This window comes from Canibacter zhuwentaonis, assembly GCF_018531145.1.
Lineage (GTDB): Bacteria > Actinomycetota > Actinomycetes > Actinomycetales > Microbacteriaceae > Canibacter > Canibacter zhuwentaonis.
Window position 1 is genome coordinate 364,717 of record NZ_JAHDSZ010000001.1, and the last position, 17,237, is coordinate 381,953.

A 17,237-nucleotide genomic window follows, 5' to 3' on the forward strand; every position below is an offset into this window, starting at 1 on the left:
GTTAGCGCCAGCTCTTAATCTGCCCGGTGGCAACATAAGCTTCGCCCGACCCAGTCAGAGACACTTTACCGCCTGGAATGAACACGCTATCGCCGATTTTAAGCGCTGCTTTAGAGCCCCTCGCCACAATTTCGTATTTGCCGTTAACAACCAGCACGCTCAGCGGAAAATCACTCTCAATAACGCAGTCTTCGAGCACGCGCACAAGCTCGAAAGGAGTTGCGTACTCGCCGTTTTGATCGGGCGCATAGCGCGAGTTTTTGCCGTTAGTTTCAGGGATAAAGCGGATCGCGGCGCTACCATTAAAATCGATAATTTTAGCAAGCTCTGCCGGGTTTACGTGCTTTACGGTGAGCCCGCCGCGCAAAACGTTATCGCTGGGACTCATAACTTCAACCCCGTAGCCGTGAACATAGGCGTGCAGCGTGCCCGGCGGAATCCAAAGCGCCTCACCAGGAGCCAAGGTTAGATGGTTTAACAGGCTCGCAACAACTATGCCGGCATCTTGTGGATACTGTGAGTTGAGCTTCAGCAGCAACGTCACGAGTCTTGTCAGCTGTGGATTATTGCCCGGCAGCGGAATCGCAGTGTGTGTTAGTGCCGCTTCTTGCAGCGCCGCAAGAACCTCCTGCATTATAAGCCGTCCCCGTCCGATGCGCGGGGTTTTTAGCACCCCGATAAGCTCATCATCGCGCAGGTGAAAAATGTCAATTTCTGCTTCTCCGGCGGTATCTTCTGTCGCATCGTCAGCTGTTTCAGCAGCGTTCTTAATTGCCTCAGCTGCGGTATCTTCTGCGATATCTGACAGCGGATCAGCATTATGATTATCCGCCGTTAAAGCCGCGCGCTCTTCTGCCGCAGCAATTTCTGCGATGCGCTTAGCCTGCTGCTCAAGTGCCCACGTCACAACTCCAGAGATGCCTTCACCGCGGAGCATCCTGATGTACTCTTTAATAACATCGCGCGCGGCTTTACGCAGGCTCGGGTGTGCGCCCAGAGCTTCAAAAACCTGCACGCTGTCGAGCGCTTGTCGAAACCCACAGAGCGCTTCGAATCCGCTTTCTAAAGCAACTAAAACTTCGGGTTTTGCCTGCGCATCAGGATAGTTACGCACCGGCGAGTTAAACGGCACTTCAGATTTATTTTCTGCAGCGTGTCCAACAGCGGCCTGCTCTTTTGTAGGGTGCGCCTGCAGCGATAAAACCTCGTTAACGGCGAGCAGTTTAAGTAGGAACGGCAGGGTTTGCCCGCTAGATTTTTCGTAGTCCAGCAGCGTATTGCTCGTTGCGTTTTGCTGCGCAACAAACTCACTGGGTGCTTTTGGGTGCGCGCCAATCCATAGCTCAGCCTCGACCTGAGCTGTCTTGTCGTATTTGAGGCGGCTGCTAATGCCTCCTATCATGCCCCATTTGTAGGGCATGATTTTATTTCTAATAGCGAGTATTTCGTTCGACATCTTCTTTCCCACGCAATTAATTTTACTCTGCTACTTTCACCAGTGATAGCAACCCCCGGGATATTCTCAGGAACACGCTGTTGCCACACCCGGTTTTGCTCATCCGCTGTAATTGCGACCGCACCCATAATATCAGTTCGTAAAACATTCGTGCCCGCGTCGTGCAGGCTCCGCAACGTCTCACGGCTAGGATGCCCATACTTATTACGCGCCCCGACCCCGATAATTCCCCATTTTGCCTGCACAGCCCTTGTTAATAACGGATCCTGATTTTTTGAGCCGTGGTGAGCAACTTTTAACACGTCCGCGCGCAGCATTGCTGCGGGATATTTTGCCAACAGCTCGGTTTGCTCCTTTCTGCCGGTGTCGGCAAGCATTAAAATTTTAAGTCCGGCAACGTGGATTATTGCCACCTGGCTAATAGCGTTGGTGTCTTTATCTGCTTTGTTTGCATCGGGCGCTAATATTTGCCAACTTATAGCGGTCTCGTCGCCAGCCGCGCGCAGCAGAATCTCGCCCTTCTTGGTTATTACCCCACTCATACCTGCAACGCCGTATTTACTCTTTAATTTTAAGCGCTTAAGAGTTGTTAAAAGCGTTCTTTTGCCGGTGCGTTTTTGTTCTGTTGTTGGCGGTGCAATCAGTGCATACTCACCACGCTCTGCAGCAACATGAACGGCCCCAACATGGTCTTTATCGTCGTGCGTGAGCATAATTAGCGCAAGATGCTGCACCCCGAATGTTTCAAAACACTTTTTGAGCAGCTCCGGGTTTTCTCCCGTGTCAATCAGCATAACAGCGTCGGGATACGCAGGATCGCGCACCATAACGGCATCCCCCTGGCCAATGTCACAACCGGCAACTATCCAGTTTTTAGGCACACTCAGCTGCGCGCTAACAGGAGCAATAATGGTATTTATTGCAATAATAACGCCTGCGAGCAGGTATCCGCTCGCTATTAAAATGCGCTGTTTTAGGCTAGGAGCGTATTTTACGACCCAGGGGTGAGCGCCGCTGCGTAAACGTCTTAAATACTCTCTGTATCGCCAGGCAAGCAGCAAAGCTGTTTGGGCTATTAACATTGTTAAAAAGCCGCTAAATCCGCCCTGCCAGGATACTGAGCCGCCCGGAATCTGGCTGCACACCCAGGCTATTTTAGCTATTACCCAGCCGAATATTGCGGCTACGAAAATAATTGGTCCAGCAAGCATGGGAATTACGGCAATAGCGATAACAGCCAACAACCCCATCCCTGTTAACCACGGTGCAATCGGCGCCGCGACTAGATTTGCAAACACGCCAACCAGCGACACATTTTCTTGTAAAAACAGCAGTATCGGAGCGCACGCTATTTGTGCGGCAACTGTCACAGCCAGTGGCAGCGCGACAATCTGCGGAAGTTTCAACCCGGTAAAAAGCGTTTGAAAAACGGGAGACCCCACTAAAATCCCGAGGGTTGCTGCAACAGATAGCGCGAACCCCGGTTTCAAAGCCTGCCACGGATCGTAAATTATCAGCACGATAACGGCGACGCTGAGGGCTGTTATTCCGGCGCTTTTCACCGAGCCAAACTTTGCCAGCAGCAGAACCCCCGCCATAACTGCTGCCCTAGCCAGCGAAGAATCAGGACCAACAAGCAGCGCAAACAACAGCAGCGCGCCGAGCATTAAAAATATTCGTACGCTGCGCGGCACTCCCGCGCGGCTTGCAATAACACTTGCGGCAGCGATCACAAGCGCGCAGTTGCCTCCTGAAACGGCTGTTAAATGGGTAAGACCTGCCGTTTGCATATTTTCTGCTAGCTGCGGATCCAGCAGCGAGGTATCCCCTATTGCAAATCCCGGCAGTAGTTGCGTACCCGGCTGTTTAGAGCTGCGCTCTCTCAGCTGATAGCGCAGCACTGCCAGCTGAGACTGCAGTGTTGCAACAACGCCCACGCTGTGTTTTGAACCGGTGCCGCGCGTTAAATCAATACCGAGTGTTGAGTCAGCGCCGCGCGTTGAATCGGTGATTTTTTGCGCCTGCAGCGTAAACCCCTCCGCGGCGTTAAGCGGTTGTTTTTGTAATCGCCCAAAAACTGTGATGTCAGAACCAGGAGCCCATTTATTTAAAGGCGCATCGCGAAGCCAAACCCGCACTCGCACACCACTCGGAACTGTCCGCACAGTTTTATCTTTTTGCACAACACCAGTAATTTTTGCGACCATATAGCGCACACTTGAAACCTCATTGAGTTTAGTTTTGGGATACTCAACAAGCTGCAGTTCTAACTCGTGTATGCCGTCTGAGAGCTGTTCCTGCAAGTGCTCGCGGGCTGTTAGCTGCGCACACAGGTGAGTGGCCAGCAGCGCAAACATTGCAAGTGCTATAACAAACGCTGGCAGTATTTTATATAGCTTAACGCTGCTTATGCTGACGGTTGCACGCCTGCACGCGAAGCGCCCGATCCGCCACAGCAGAAAGATTAAAACAACCACTGTGACCACCGCAATAACCGCAGTAACACGCGCAAAGTCAGCGCTGCTGCCCGGCGTGAGCAAAAACAGTAACGCTGCGCCCCACACAGTGACCGCCGCAGGCATTAAACGCGCGACGCCCTGCAGCGCAGTTACTGATCGCGCCGTCTTTAGCGTGTGTGTTGCTCGCATAGTTATAGTCGCAACATAGGTTTTAGATTCGCAAACACTTTTTCGCCTATTCCCGCCACCTCTAAAAGCTGCTCAACGCGCTTGAACCCGCCGTGCGAGTTGCGCCAGGCAACTATTTTTGCCGCAGTTTTCGCCCCTATTTTCGGCAGAGTTTGCAGCTCCTCGGCACTTGCCGTGTTCAGACTTACGCCCTTAGCAGCTGCGCCATCTTGCAACTTTGAACCGTCCAATTCTGCCACTGGTGTAGTGTCTTCTCCCCGAGCCAGGACACGGATCTGCTCACCGTCAACCAGCGGACGCGCGATATTAATTTTTGCCAGTTCTGCCGAGTCGGTTGCCCCGCCAGCCAAGGTAATCGCATCGCTCACGCGCGAGTTAACGGGTAATTCATAAAGTCCCGGTTTATTAACGGCGCCGATAACGTGCACAACAAGTTTTTGCGACGGGGATGTTTGATTAAGTGTATCTTGTGCTGTGTCTGTGGCAGAATCTGTTTTTAGCTCGCCCAGTGACGTGAACTCCGCTGTTGCACTCAGCGCTGTTTTATTATCACCAGCTAGGCTGCCGAGTGCCTGTGCCTCCCAAAGCAGCCAGACGCACACCGCCAGGGCAATTACCGCCGCAAATGCCAAAGCCGCACCAACGGGGGTTTTTAACGCTTTTTTGATACGGTCGGTAACGGTAATTTCGGGAGCCAAGACGGCCTCTGCATCTGCTCCGTAAAGCGCCTGCGCTAGCTGATAGTCAACAACATCATCCGGCACCGTATTTTGCCGCTTTGCCGACGTACTCGCAGTCACTTCGCTAGTGCCGTTAAAGCGGCAACGAGCGCCTACGAGTTCACCAGTGCTGTCAAAACGCGGCTGAGTGCTCGCCGCCATTCCGCCATCGCTGTTAAAGCCCGCTATCCCGCCAGTATCGCCAAAACGCGGCTGCCCGCCCTGATACTGCCCTATTGTGCCCTCGCGGTACGCGAGCAGATGATCCTGCAGATCCCACCTGGCGCCGTGCGCAGCTTCTAAACTCGAAAGTTTTGGGTTAGCGTCAGGCGCAGCCAGATCTGCCAAAGGTGGAATAATAGATTTCTTTGATCGTGCCATACCGCTATTTTGGCAATACTAAGCACACACTAAGCAATAATTGTGTTTAGCTGTGCATAACTCTATAAAAACAGTGATTTTAGCACCTGTTGCAAACAGTTCCAAAACCGCTGTTGCTAACAGCTACCCATGAGCGAGCTCGCGTATTAACCGGATTGCGCGCCTAAACCGTCTTAGAAGCGATGCTGATAATACGCGGCAGGCGCACAATAACCTTTACAATCTCACGCCCCGCCAGCGCCCTCTGCACTCTGTTATCTGACAGCACCGCACGCTGTGCGTCTGCTTCGCTCGTATCTGCGGGCAGTTCTAGATGTGCGCGCATTTTGCCATCCACTTGCACCGCAACTGTAATTTGCTCACTCACGGTTAAAGAAATGTCCGCTTCGGGCAGCGAAGCGAGCGCAACAGTTGGTTCGTAGCCAAGATTTTGCCACATATCTTCCGCCGTGTACGGCGCAAACATACTAAGCCCAATAGCGATTGTCTCAACAGACTCCCGCACCGCCGCGTCACCAGCCCCAACAGCACCGTCAATTGCCTTGCGGGTCACATTAACCTGCTCCATGAGTCGCGCCACAACAACATTGAACTTATACTGCTCAATAAGCTCCGGAATCTGCGATAACAGCTTATGGGTTGAAGCGCGCAATTTTTTATCACCGAGGGTAAAATCAACGCCCGGCTTAGCTGTAACATCTTGAGAAAGCCGCCACGCGCGCGCCAAAAACTTTGCCGCGCCCTGCACCGAAATATCCGCCCAGTCAATATCATCCTCTGGCGGGCCGGCAAAAATCAAGGCAACACGCAGCGCATCAGCCCCGTTTTCGCGCAGCTGCTCAGCAAACTCAACCAGATTACCCTTTGACTTTGACATCTTTGAACCGTCAAGCAAAACCATGCCCTGGTTAAGCAACTCATTAAACGGCTCGTCAAAGTCGAGATACCCCAGATCGTGCAGCACCTTGGTGATAAAACGCGCGTACAAAAGGTGCAAAATCGCATGCTCAACCCCGCCAACATACTGATCAACAGGACCCCAGCTGTTTGCCGCCGCCGGGTCAAACGCCCGCGTTTCGTCATGCGGCGACAGAAACCGTAAAAAGTACCACGAGCTATCAACAAAGGTGTCCATTGTGTCCGGATCGCGCTGCCACTCGGTGCCATCAGCTGCAACAACCTGACGCCACAGATCCGCTGCCCCGAGCGGCGATGTGCCCTTAGGTTGCAGGTCGAGACCTGCCGCGTCAGGCAGCAGCACCGGCAACTCTGCAACCGCAACAGGGCGAATTTCACCGTCTGCACCGTGCAAAACCGGAATCGGAGTACCCCAGTAACGCTGCCGTGAAATCAACCAGTCACGCAAGCGATAGTTTGTTGCCGCCGTACCCTTCCCCTGCCAGGCGAGAAGCTCGAGCTGCTTTTTAATAGCCGCCGCTTTTGTCAGACCGTTTAACTCGCCAGAATTAATCAACACACCGTCACCGCTTACAGCAACACCCGATTCTGCCGGATCTGGCAACAGCTCGCCGTTGTCATCGCGCACCTCCAGCACGCATCTCACAGGGAGCTTAAACCGCAGCGCAAAATCAAGATCGCGCTGATCGTGCGCGGGCACGCTCATAACCGCGCCGTGCCCGTAATCAGCTAGCACAAAATCACCCGCCCATATTGGCAAGCGCTCACCAGTTAGCGGATGCACCGCGTACCGCTCAAGAAACAGCCCGGTTTTTTCACGGTCTGTGCTCTGCCGCTCAATATCTGTTTGGCGCTGGGTTTTTGCGAGGTACTCGGCAAAATCACGCTGCACCTGCTCGGGAGCGTTCGCCACAAGCTCTGCCGCAAGCTCGCTGTCGGGGGCAACAACCATAAAAGTAACTCCGTGCAGAGTGTCCGGGCGGGTTGTAAAAACTGTGACGGGATCTTGCCTGCCATCAATCTCAAACTTTATTGCTGCGCCATTTGAACGACCAATCCAGTTGCGCTGCATCTGCAGCACTTTTTCGGGCCATTTGCCCTCCAGCTTGTCAAGGTCGTCAAGCAGGCGATCGGCGTAATCTGTGATCTTGAAATACCACTGGGTTAGTTTTTTCTTAACAACTACTGCGCCCGAGCGCTCACTCGTGCCGTCAGCTAAAACCTGCTCGTTTGCAAGCACGGTCTGATCCACCGGATCCCAGTTCACCCAGCTGTCTTTGCGATACGCAAGCCCTCGCTCATACATTTGCAAAAACAACCACTGATTCCAGCGGTAATACTCCGGATCGCTCGTGTGCAAAATACGATTCCAGTCAAAGCTCGGGGCGTATTTCTGAAAACTGGCTCGCTGCTGCGCAATATTTGCGTACGTCCACTCCTTAGGATCAACACCGCGCTTAATCGCCGCGTTCTCAGCGGGCAGCCCGAAGCTGTCCCACCCGATGGGATGCAACACCTCATATCCGCGCAGACGCCAATAACGCGCCATAACATCGCCCATACTGAAGGCCTCTGCGTGCCCCATGTGCAAATCGCCAGATGGGTACGGGAACATATCCAACACATATTTGCGCGGCTTCTCGCCAGGCTCGTTCGAGACGTTAAACGGACCGAGCTCTTGGATCACAGGCAACCATTTATCCTGGATCCTCTGAAAATCATAATTCAATAGCTGCCGATTCAACGATGGCTCCTTGTCAATATGCGCTCTAGCGTCAGTGAAAATAATAGCGTTAAAACACTCTAAAGACTCTAATATACAGCACTTACAGCGCAGTGCGCACACCACAAAACGCAACCGCGCATTTTAGATAGCGCGGCAGGTTGCTTGCATCGTTAGCGGATTAGGTTAAGCCGCTCTTTGTAAATTAAGTCTAGGTGCTGTTAGCACATCAACTTAAGCCACCGCTCACACCAAAGCAGCAATTAGCCGACCGGGGGTCACACTCTATCACCAAAGCTTATAAAGTTTATATTCAAAAATAGCGCAAAGCCAAAAAATCTCGTAAAATTGACCGAGTGAGTCCAGCAATAACTGTGAAAACCCCCCGCAAGCTGATTATGCGCTTAGACACCTGGCTTAGTCAGAAACGCGAACAGCATGCCAGGGGTAAAGGGAAGACCCCCACAACCGTGCCGTTTATGAGCTACGGATCAACCACCTGGCTGCGTGTGCTCGGGCGTACTCTGCTGCTAAACAGCCCCTACACACAAGACGCAGAACAGCTGCTCTACAACGAAAGCTTACGAGGCTGGCGCAGTTTTATGAGCGTGGCGGCTGCTAACGAAAAGGTTAAAGTTGTTATTGAAGGAAAAACTATCGGCATTGCTACAAGCGATCACGGCGGTGTGCTCGACGCAACGTTTCAAATAGAGCTTGACCCGGGATGGCACACAATCGAGTATATCACTTCGACCGGCAACTATTCAGCAACCCGAATTTATATAGTTGCCCCCGATAAAACAATCGGAATTATTAGCGACGTTGATGACACTATTATTAACACGGTGCTTCCCAAACCGCTCGTTGCCGCGTGGAACAGTTTTGTGCTCTCTGAGCAGGCGCGTCTTGCCGTTCCGGGAATGCCGGTTTTGCTCGATCACCTAAAACGCGCACACCCGGGCATGCCCGTAATCTACCTTTCCACCGGCGCGTGGAACGCCGCACCCGCACTCAGTCGGTTTCTCAAACGGCACCTCTACCCGGAGGGTCCGCTGCTGCTCACCGACTGGGGTCCAACGCCCGACAGGTGGTTCCGCAGCGGTAAAGCCCACAAGCGACGCGAATTACGTCGCCTGGCGCACGAGTTTCCACACATTAAATGGCTGCTCGTTGGCGATGACGGGCAGCATGATGAGCCGATATACCGCGAGTTTGCGCTCGAATTCCCCGATCATATTAGCGCGGTTGCGATCCGCCGCCTGTCAACCGGTGAAGCTATACTTGCCGGTGGTCGTTCTAAAGCTGGTATGCAGCACACAGTCAACGGCGTACCGTGGGTTTATGGCAGAAACGGCGCGGAGCTGCTAAAGGAGCTGCGCAAACTGCATATGCTATAGCGCGAGCGCCCTTTTGCAGGATCATGCGTGCCAAGCTCTGTAAGCACTATTTATATAGTGGATCGGGCATCATGCGCGCGTACCAAGCGCTGTGAGCACTATTTTCGCAAACCCCGCACGTAACGAGCTAAGCAAGCACTGTTTCTTGCAACTCTAAGGTCACGCGCCCTGCGAGCGCTATTTTTGACAGCCCGGACACCAGTACAGTTTGCGCGCGGCAAACTCGGTGAGCGCTATTTCCGTGCTGCAAACCTCACACGGTATGCCCTCTTTTTTGTACACCCAGTGCCGCGCGTCGCGCTCCCGCAGGGCTCGCTGATATGCTGCCGCGTCAAGATCGTCTTTGGTTATCATCTGCCCAACTCTAATCCCGATTTCAAGCAGTTTCACCCAGTCATCCCAGAGCCGCGCAAGTGTGTCACAACTCAGCTCGTTTGCCGGGGTGAACGGGTTTAATCGCGCGCGAAAGAGCATTTCAGCACGATACACGTTGCCGATTCCCGCAATCACAGCCTGATCCATAAGCACAGCAGCGATCGCGGTTTTCTTTTTTGTCGCGCGGGCAAGAAAGCGCTGTTTTTCTTCCGGACTTGCCGAGTTCGCCGGATCCGGTCCGAGCCGCTGCAGTACGCTCTCAACTGCTGCGGCGGATATCACCTCACAAACGGTGGGGCCGCGCAAATCGGCACACACCGTATCGCTCAGCAGGCGCGCTCGCACCTGTCCCACCGGCTCTGGCGGCCAGGCGGTGTCCGCAGTTTTTGTGCTGTCAGCTTCCGCCATTCTCAGCCGCGCACGACGGGGCGCGCCAATTGATGTTACCGAGTCTTCTGCCGCCTCATCGCGCGGCACAACCTCGTCAGCCTGCCGTTTTGCAGAGCTTATAACAGGCTCAAGATCGCTTACTGCATGCACCTGAATACTGGGGTGTATTTTAATGTCTCCGCTAAAATCCCAGGCGCCGTATATGCCAAGGTGTACACGCAGACAAAGCTGGTTGTCAAAATCTAAAAAGAGCTGTTTACCAACTGCGTGTACACTAATAAGCTCTGCGCCGGTAATCAACTGCGCACCCGCAGCAAACCTGCCCTGCGGGCTTGAAACCTCAACTTTTTTACCAACAAAATTGCGCGCAAACTGGCGCGCAATGCGGTGCACAGAGTGCCCCTCGGGCATTATTTCACCGCTGGTTTAACAACGCCCTTACCAGCAATATCGCCGGTTTTTTCGTACTCGGCAAGCTGTCCGATGCGCCGCGCGTGCCGCTCTTCGCCAGTAAACTCAGTGCCGATAAAGGTGTCGATAAAGGAAATAGCCTCCTGCGCCGTGTGCTGTCTTGCGCCGATAGAAATAACGTTCGCGTTATTGTGCTCACGCGCTAAAACCGCGGTTGCCTGCGACCACACCAGCGCTGCGCGCACGCTGGCAACCTTATTTGCGGCAATCTGCTCGCCGTTTCCCGATCCGCCAAAAACAACCCCGAGTGCCTGCACGTCACGCGCTTGATCCGCCGCAACAGCAGTAGCCGCATTAATGCAAAAAGCCGGATAATCGTCGAGCGCGTCATACTCCTGCGGTCCGTGGTCGATTACTTCGTGCCCCGCTGCTGCAAGGTGCTCCTGCACGAGCCTGCTGAACTCAAGACCGGCGTGATCGGTTGCGATGTGAATGCGCATATTGTCTCCTATACTGTGTGTATCTCAGGTTTTATAGCGTTGCCTGCGGCGGCGGGCGCAGCTCAAAAGTGTTGGTGAGCTAGTATGCCGCGCGAGTGTAATGGTCAACGCCTGCAAACGCCATTTTGCGGCATCCCAGTCGTCATGCGCGTACATCGGGGCGAGCACCTCGTCCCGGCGTACGTTCGTGTAAAATTTGTCAACAAGCTCAGCAAACAACTCGCTCCCGCCAACTGCCTGCCACAGGCTGTGCTGCACAGGCGACTGACCGGCGGGAGCTTGCGAGTTCATTACTACAGCAGCCCCTCAGGAATCTGGCTTGCCATCTCAATTCCACGACGACCAAATTCAGCTTTAATTTCTTTGCGCACAGCACGCTGCACTTCCCAGTGGGCTTCGGCACGGGTGCGGATAGTGAAACGGATCGTAACACGGTCACCGTAAACGCTCTGCACACCCCATATATCGGGGTTGCCGGTAACCTTGCGGCGCAGCTCGGGTGTGTTAATTACATTGTTTGCGCACATGAGCATAACCTCCTGCGCTTCATCAATGTTTTCGCTGTTTTTAAGGGTTATATCGATAATCGCTTGCCCGTGACCCTGCGAAGAGTTGCCAAGCTGCAGAATCTCACCGTTGCGCACAAACCAGAGCGTGCCGTCAAGCCCGCGCACCTGTGTGATTCTAACGCCCAGATCCTCAACCGTACCCTCAATGTTGCCTATTGTAACCCAGTCGCCAACGCCGAGCTGGTCTTCAAACACCATAAAAATGCCGTTGAGCAGGTCTTTTACGATGGACTGCGCACCAAAGGCGAGAGCCGCGCCAACAAAACCAGCGGAAGCCAGAATAGCTGTGAGGTCAATGCCAAACTCGCGTGCAATTAGCACAACCGCGATAATGCCAACAACCCAGGTTACAATGCTGCGACCAACCGCGCCGAGCGTGCGCGTGCGCTGAATGGCACGCTCACGCACAACACCGGATGTTGAAATCTCCTGCGTTGAATCAGTTGCCTGACTGCGTTTAACTCCACGAACTATTTTGTTTACGCCGCGCTGGATTAAAATCCGCAGCACCCAGCTCGCGATAATCGCTCCCAGCATAATCAGCAAGACCCGCCAGGCAGCGTCATTTTCTGCAAAAAACGCGGCTACTTGCTGCCAGAATTCACTCATACCGTTTGTAAATCTTCTCTATTTCTAAGCTTTAACCAAATTAAGAGTTTAGCACCGCGCCATCTGCCTGCTGCGCGCGCAAAGCGCGGGCAGTGTCAGAGTGCGCCTCTAGAATGAAGCGTCGCAGTGCGCGCGGCGCGTTAGTGTTAGCTGCAAGCCATGCTGCGGCCTCCCGCTCCAGTTTTGCGTTAGCCAGAGGCAGCGGATAGTAAGAATCGATAATCTCTTCTGCTATCGCAAAGCTGCGCTGCTCCCACAGCGTATTAAGCTCCTTGAAAAACTCTTTCGCGTAAGGAGCCAGCAGCTCAGGGTTGTGCACCCGCTGGAAACCAGCTCCGGAAGAACGCACAATTAGGTTGGGAACTTCGCCCGATAGCACGTTGTCTTTCCACGCCGCAGCTTTTCCTGCCGCAGTTGGAATAGCAGCTCTCGCTTTTGCCGCAGCTTGGTTTCCGCTGGCGGTGTTATCGGCGGCAAGCGCGGCTGCAATCTCAGATTCTCCCGCAGCTCCCCCGGCAACAAGGCTAATCAAGAAAGCCCAGGCAAGATCGGTGTCAACTTCTAATCCGGCGAGCTGTTTTTTGCCGCTGTGTAGATCCGCCACCGTTGCAAGGTGTGTTTTACTCGCAGCAACCTCAGCAAAGGCTTTAACAAGTTGGAATTGTGAATCTGAGCCAGCTGCCGCTTGCTCTGCCAGCTCAAGCAGTTTTATTGCCACAACACTTGTTAGCGCATTGCGATTTTCAGGCGCGGTGTAAATGCTAAGAGCTGTGTGCAGCTGCCCTAGCACTGTGCGCAGGGTCGAAGACTGCGTTTCACCGCTGATATTGGCGAGCACGGTTTTCACAAACTCGCTTGCTGGTAGTTCGCCGTCGCGCGTTGTATCCCACAGCACGCCCCAGATTACAGCCCGCGCGAGGGAATCCTCGCAGCTACCAAGATATTCTTTTGCAGTTTGCAGCGAGCGCTCATCAAAACGAACCTTTGCAAAGGTGAGATCGTCATCGTTGAGTAGCAGCAAATCAGGCTGCGCAGCTCCAACAAGCTCGGCAATTTCGGTCACCGACTCTGCAATATCGGTTTCAACCTGCGCGGTACGCTCAAGCCTGCCATTAACCACGTTGTAGCAACCAATCGCGACACGGTGCGGGCGGATCGTTGGGTACTTTTCGTGTGCGCTCTGCACAACCTCGAAACTCTTGTAATTACCTGCCAAGTCAAGCTCAAAACGCGCACTCAGGGTATTTACGCCCGCTGTTTCGAGCCATGCCTGTGACCAGGTGTTGAGGTCGCGTCCGCTTGTGAGCTCTAGCTCTTGTAATAGATCTGGCAGTTCGGTGTTTTTGTACTGGTGCTTGCGGAAATACTCGCTCACTCCCAGGAAGAAGTCTTTTCTGCCAACGTAGGCAACAAGCGCTTTCAGCACGGCAGCGCCCTTTGCGTAGGTGATGCCGTCAAAGTTTGACATAACGTCTTCAAGGTCAAGAATCTCGGCCACAACCGGGTGGGTTGATGGCAGCTGATCCTGGCGGTATGCCCAGCTCTTTTCGTGCGAGGCGAATGTTGTCCACGAGTCAGTGTACTCGGTTGCTTCGGCGGTTGCCAAAACTGAGGTGTACTCGGCAAAAGACTCGTTAAGCCACAGATCGTTCCACCACTTCATGGTTACCAGGTCACCAAACCACATGTGCGCCAGCTCGTGCAGCACTGTAACAACCCGGCGCTCTTTTACCGCCTCTTCTGTTTTGCCCCTGAACACGTAAGCTTCGGTGTGGGTTACCGCGCCGATGTTTTCCATTGCGCCCATGTTGAACTCGGGCACAAACACCTGATCGTATTTAGCAAACGGATACGGAAAATTAAACTCGCGCTCAAAAAACTCAAATCCCTGACGGGTTTTTTCAATTATGTAGTCAGCGTCAAGATGCGCTTCGAGCGATGCCCGGCAGAACACACCGAGCGGAATTGTGCGCCCCTCAGAGTTTGTTAGCTCGCTGCGCTTGCCCTTATAAGGCCCTGCAATAATCGCCGTAATATAGCTTGACATAACAGGGGTTGGCTCAAAGCTCCAGGTTGCAATTGGCGTGTTTGGCTTGCCGTTGCCAAGCTCGCTAATGCCGGCATCAACTGGCTCAGGTGTTGGCTGGTTGCCAACAATTAACCAGTTTGCCGGAGCGGTAACTGTAAACTTAAACTTCGCCTTTAGATCTGGCTGCTCAAACACTGTAAAGACACGGCGTGAATCAGGCACTTCAAACTGCGTGTACAGGTAAACTTCGCCATCAACCGGATCAACAAAACGGTGCATTCCCTCGCCAGTGTTGGTGTAAGCCTGCGTGCTAACAACACGCAACACGTTCTCCTTCTGCAGGTTTTCAAGCAGCACCCGAGAATCTTGATAAACCGTTGCAGGATCAAGCTGCACGTCGTTAAGCTCGACGCTCTCAACAGAATCTGCAATCAGGCTGATAAAGCTGCTGCTGCCAGTCTCTGCTGCGCTAAAACGCACGGTTGTGTCACTGCCAAACTGCTTTTCCCCGCGCGCTAGATCCAATTTAATGTCGTAGCTTTCAACTCTAAGAAGCTCCGCCCTGGTGCGAGCCTCGGCGCGAGTGAGATTAGTTCCTGGCAACTCTACTCCTTGTTTATAATTGTTATTTAATACATCAAGCATACCCGCTCAGATGTGCATTAATTAAAAATAATCGGTATGTCACGCCTATTGTAAGCTTGCTGAGCGCGGACAAATCCAGCGGATCACGCCCCGCAAATCTTAACTGCGCCGCGAGCTTGCAGCGCGCCGCGTAAAATCTGTGCCGACAGAAACGCAATCCGCGTAGAATACGCGCAGCACCAAGCACTCTCGTATAAAATACGAACCGTCCCACGCAAACGCTCCCGCTTAAAATAAAATCCGCATAAAATGCGATCCCGCGCGCCGCTCACCTAGCGCGGAGCGCTAGGATCCTGACCGCTGCTGAGCATATCCCAGTCCGACACTCTGTCAGTCTCGGGTGCTTCCTGCGCCCCGCCCGACTCAAAACCGCCAGTTTTTGTTTCATATCTGCTTTTTTGTGGGCTCTTAGCAGCCCACCGCGGCAACAGTAGCAGCTGCGCCACGTGCGCGCAAAACAGCAGCCCAACGCAGGCGAGCGCGACAAAAACAGCCCAGCTCAGGCTAGCCTCGGCTCCCAGCTCCTGCCGCGTCTGCCCCGCAATGCCTATTGTTTTGGTTATTTCTGAATTCGCATAAGCTAGCGGATCAACCACCACCAAAACCAGCTGCCACGCTGTTAAAGCGCTCAGCGCAAGGCTCAGCCCTGCCAGCACATAGCGCAAAAATCCACGGGTGAGCGCGAGCACCGTAGCGCATATTGCAATCGCAGCAATAACCGGCGTAAACCAAACAAAGACCGTACCGCCAGATACCGCAACGGCTACAGTGTCGGCAGCCTGAGCTGCCAGTGACACTGTAGCCCACGTGTTTACGCTGCTAAACAGCAGCGCAGCGCACAGCAAAAGCTGTGCAGAAATAAGCCCGCGCTTGCTTAAAACCGTATTCATTTAGCCAACTGCAGCGTCTGTTAGCGAGTTCGCAAGGGCAACTGCGCGCAGCGGTGCCGCCGCCTTATTGTGGCACTCCTGAGCCTCGTTTACGGCGACAGAATCCGCCACAATTCCAGCTCCCGCCTGCACAACAGCAACTCCGTTCTTAATAGTTGCGGTGCGGATCGCAATTGCCAGATCCGCACTGCCGCCCAGCCCGAAGTAGCCGACCACGCCGCCGTAAACCCCGCGAGGTGTGTGCTCAAAATCGTTAATAATGCGCAGCGCCCAGGGTTTTGGGGCTCCTGAGAGTGTGCCCGCCGGGAATGTTGCAATAAGCGCGTCAACCGGTGTTTTGTCAGCTCGCAAGCACCCTTTTACAGTTGAAGAAATGTGGGTTACATGACTGAAGCGTTCAATCTGCATAAACTCAGTGACCTTTACCGACCCAGGCTCGCAAACCCGCGACAGATCGTTGCGGGAAAGATCAACCAGCATTAGATGCTCGGAGCGTTCTTTTTGATCCGCCAATAGCTCTGCCGCAAGAGCCGCGTCTTCCTGTATGTTTGCGCCGCGCGGGCGGCTGCCGGCAATGGGGTGCGTGAGCACGTCACCGTTTTTAACAGTGACAAGCGCTTCGGGGCTTGACCCAACTATCGCCAGCGCGATTCCTGCCGCGTCGTGAGCGTTTAGCAGATACAGGTACGGGCTCGGGTTGAGGTGCCTTAAGACCCGGTAAACATCAAGCGGCGCAGCCGTGCACTCGTGTTCAAAGCGCTGCGATAAGACAACCTGGAAAATATTACCGTCAACAATGTGTTTTTTAGCGGCCGTCACCATCTCGGTGAAGCGTTCGGCTGTGATAGCACTGCTGGCTGCAGTCAGCGCAGAATCATCGATTGTTGCCAGCGGAGTTGCGCTCGATTTTGCCAGTGCGTGCTGCATCTTGTTAAGGCGCTGCTGCGCGCACTCCCACTGCGCATCCGCGCTTTCGGCGGCATCGTCGCAGAGCACATTAGCAATCAGAATCAGCCGCCCCTCAAGATGGTCAATAACCACAAGGTCTGCAACAAAACCTAAATACTGCCGTGGCACCGAATCTGCCGCCGGCGCGTGCTTCAGCGCAACGCCATCAAACTCGGCAACGGAATCCCATCCCAGATAGCCAACAAATCCGCTCACGAGCGGCGGCAACTGCGGATGTGCTGCGCTCTGCCAACGCTCGTACACGGCAGCCAGCGCGGCAACAGGATCGAGCTGCGCAAGACTATGCGGGAACAGGCGCTGCTCGTCAATCGGAGTACTCAATCCCGGGATCCATTTGGCGCGCCCAGCCGCTTCTGTGAGCACACCAAAAACGTTAACGCCAACAAAGCTGTAGCGGTCGAATATTCCCTGAGCCGCGGATTCAAGCAGGAATGTTCCGGGGCGATCCGCCGCTGTTTTGCGATAAATGTTTACCGGAGTGTCGGCGTCCGCAAAAAGTTCGCGGCACACTGAAACAACCATCTGCGAATCGCGCAGGGCGTTAAACTCTGAGCGCAAAGTTGTAACGGGCATAACACTCCAAACTGTCTACGAGTAACGGCTATCCT

At 53.8% G+C, this 17,237-nt stretch carries 12 protein-coding genes; 1 reads left to right on the forward strand and 11 read right to left on the reverse strand.

Annotated features, from left to right (window positions below):
- Position 1 precedes the first annotated feature (1 nt).
- The 4 genes from manA to leuS all read right to left on the reverse strand — a co-directional run bounded on the left by manA (position 2) and on the right by leuS (position 7,866).
- The gene (gene manA, locus KJY78_RS01690) at positions 2-1,456 is read right to left on the reverse strand and encodes a mannose-6-phosphate isomerase, class I (protein ID WP_214336777.1); all 1,455 of its coding nucleotides are present in this window, start codon (positions 1,454-1,456) and stop codon (positions 2-4) included.
- On the reverse strand, positions 1,399-4,104 hold the full coding sequence (locus KJY78_RS01695; protein WP_214336778.1) for a ComEC/Rec2 family competence protein: 2,706 nt from the start codon (positions 4,102-4,104) through the stop codon (positions 1,399-1,401). The genes manA and KJY78_RS01695 overlap by 58 nt, the downstream gene beginning before the upstream one ends.
- 2 nt (positions 4,105-4,106) lie before the next feature.
- Positions 4,107-5,204 (reverse strand): ComEA family DNA-binding protein, encoded by a 1,098-nt coding sequence (locus KJY78_RS01700; RefSeq protein WP_214336779.1) that lies wholly within the window; start codon positions 5,202-5,204, stop codon positions 4,107-4,109.
- A gap of 163 nt (positions 5,205-5,367) precedes the next feature.
- A complete protein-coding gene (leuS, locus tag KJY78_RS01705) occupies positions 5,368-7,866 on the reverse strand; it encodes a leucine--tRNA ligase (protein WP_214336780.1) in 2,499 nt (832 codons plus the stop codon).
- A 335-nt stretch (positions 7,867-8,201) separates the two neighbouring features.
- On the opposite strand from leuS, the gene KJY78_RS01710 reads away from it, so the two are divergent.
- The gene (locus tag KJY78_RS01710; protein WP_348771152.1) at positions 8,202-9,242 is read left to right on the forward strand and encodes an App1 family protein phosphatidate phosphatase; all 1,041 of its coding nucleotides are present in this window, start codon (positions 8,202-8,204) and stop codon (positions 9,240-9,242) included.
- Positions 9,243-9,419: 177 nt separating this feature from the next.
- Here the strand turns inward: KJY78_RS01710 and KJY78_RS01715 are convergent, their stop codons facing one another.
- From KJY78_RS01715 to KJY78_RS01745, 7 genes are all read right to left on the reverse strand, one after another.
- Positions 9,420-10,418, reverse strand: a complete 999-nt coding sequence (locus KJY78_RS01715; protein ID WP_214336781.1) for an Fpg/Nei family DNA glycosylase — start codon at positions 10,416-10,418, stop codon at positions 9,420-9,422.
- The gene (locus tag KJY78_RS01720; protein WP_214336782.1) at positions 10,418-10,918 is read right to left on the reverse strand and encodes a ribose-5-phosphate isomerase; all 501 of its coding nucleotides are present in this window, start codon (positions 10,916-10,918) and stop codon (positions 10,418-10,420) included. Before KJY78_RS01720 ends, KJY78_RS01715 begins: the two co-directional genes overlap by 1 nt.
- A 24-nt stretch (positions 10,919-10,942) precedes the next feature.
- Positions 10,943-11,209 carry a globin domain-containing protein gene (locus tag KJY78_RS01725; protein WP_214336783.1) on the reverse strand — a complete coding sequence of 89 codons (267 nt, stop codon included), beginning with the start codon at positions 11,207-11,209 and terminating at the stop codon, positions 10,943-10,945.
- A 2-nt stretch (positions 11,210-11,211) separates the two neighbouring features.
- Positions 11,212-12,096 carry a mechanosensitive ion channel family protein gene (locus KJY78_RS01730; protein ID WP_214336784.1) on the reverse strand — a complete coding sequence of 295 codons (885 nt, stop codon included), beginning with the start codon at positions 12,094-12,096 and terminating at the stop codon, positions 11,212-11,214.
- Positions 12,097-12,136: 40 nt separating this feature from the next.
- Positions 12,137-14,728, reverse strand: a complete 2,592-nt coding sequence (gene pepN / locus KJY78_RS01735; protein WP_214336786.1) for an aminopeptidase N — start codon at positions 14,726-14,728, stop codon at positions 12,137-12,139.
- A 314-nt stretch (positions 14,729-15,042) separates the two neighbouring features.
- Entirely contained in the window at positions 15,043-15,660 is a 618-nt protein-coding gene (locus KJY78_RS01740) for a Trp biosynthesis-associated membrane protein (RefSeq protein ID WP_214336788.1), read from the reverse strand.
- A complete protein-coding gene (locus KJY78_RS01745; RefSeq protein ID WP_214336790.1) occupies positions 15,661-17,202 on the reverse strand; it encodes a chorismate-binding protein in 1,542 nt (513 codons plus the stop codon).
- Positions 17,203-17,237: the final 35 nt, after the last annotated feature.

Bases quoted from the DNA above. Each gene is read 5' to 3' on its own strand.
- manA (WP_214336777.1), bottom strand. From the start codon at position 1,456: ATGTCGAACGAAATACTCGCTATTAGAAATAAAATCATGCCCTACAAA.
- KJY78_RS01695 (WP_214336778.1), bottom strand. From the start codon at position 4,104: ATGCGAGCAACACACACGCTAAAGACGGCGCGATCAGTAACTGCGCTG.
- KJY78_RS01700 (WP_214336779.1), bottom strand. From the start codon at position 5,204: ATGGCACGATCAAAGAAATCTATTATTCCACCTTTGGCAGATCTGGCT.
- KJY78_RS01715 (WP_214336781.1), bottom strand. From the start codon at position 10,418: ATGCCCGAGGGGCACTCTGTGCACCGCATTGCGCGCCAGTTTGCGCGC.
- KJY78_RS01720 (WP_214336782.1), bottom strand. From the start codon at position 10,918: ATGCGCATTCACATCGCAACCGATCACGCCGGTCTTGAGTTCAGCAGG.
- KJY78_RS01725 (WP_214336783.1), bottom strand. From the start codon at position 11,209: ATGAACTCGCAAGCTCCCGCCGGTCAGTCGCCTGTGCAGCACAGCCTG.
- KJY78_RS01730 (WP_214336784.1), bottom strand. From the start codon at position 12,096: ATGAGTGAATTCTGGCAGCAAGTAGCCGCGTTTTTTGCAGAAAATGAC.
- KJY78_RS01740 (WP_214336788.1), bottom strand. From the start codon at position 15,660: ATGAATACGGTTTTAAGCAAGCGCGGGCTTATTTCTGCACAGCTTTTG.
- KJY78_RS01745 (WP_214336790.1), bottom strand. From the start codon at position 17,202: ATGCCCGTTACAACTTTGCGCTCAGAGTTTAACGCCCTGCGCGATTCG.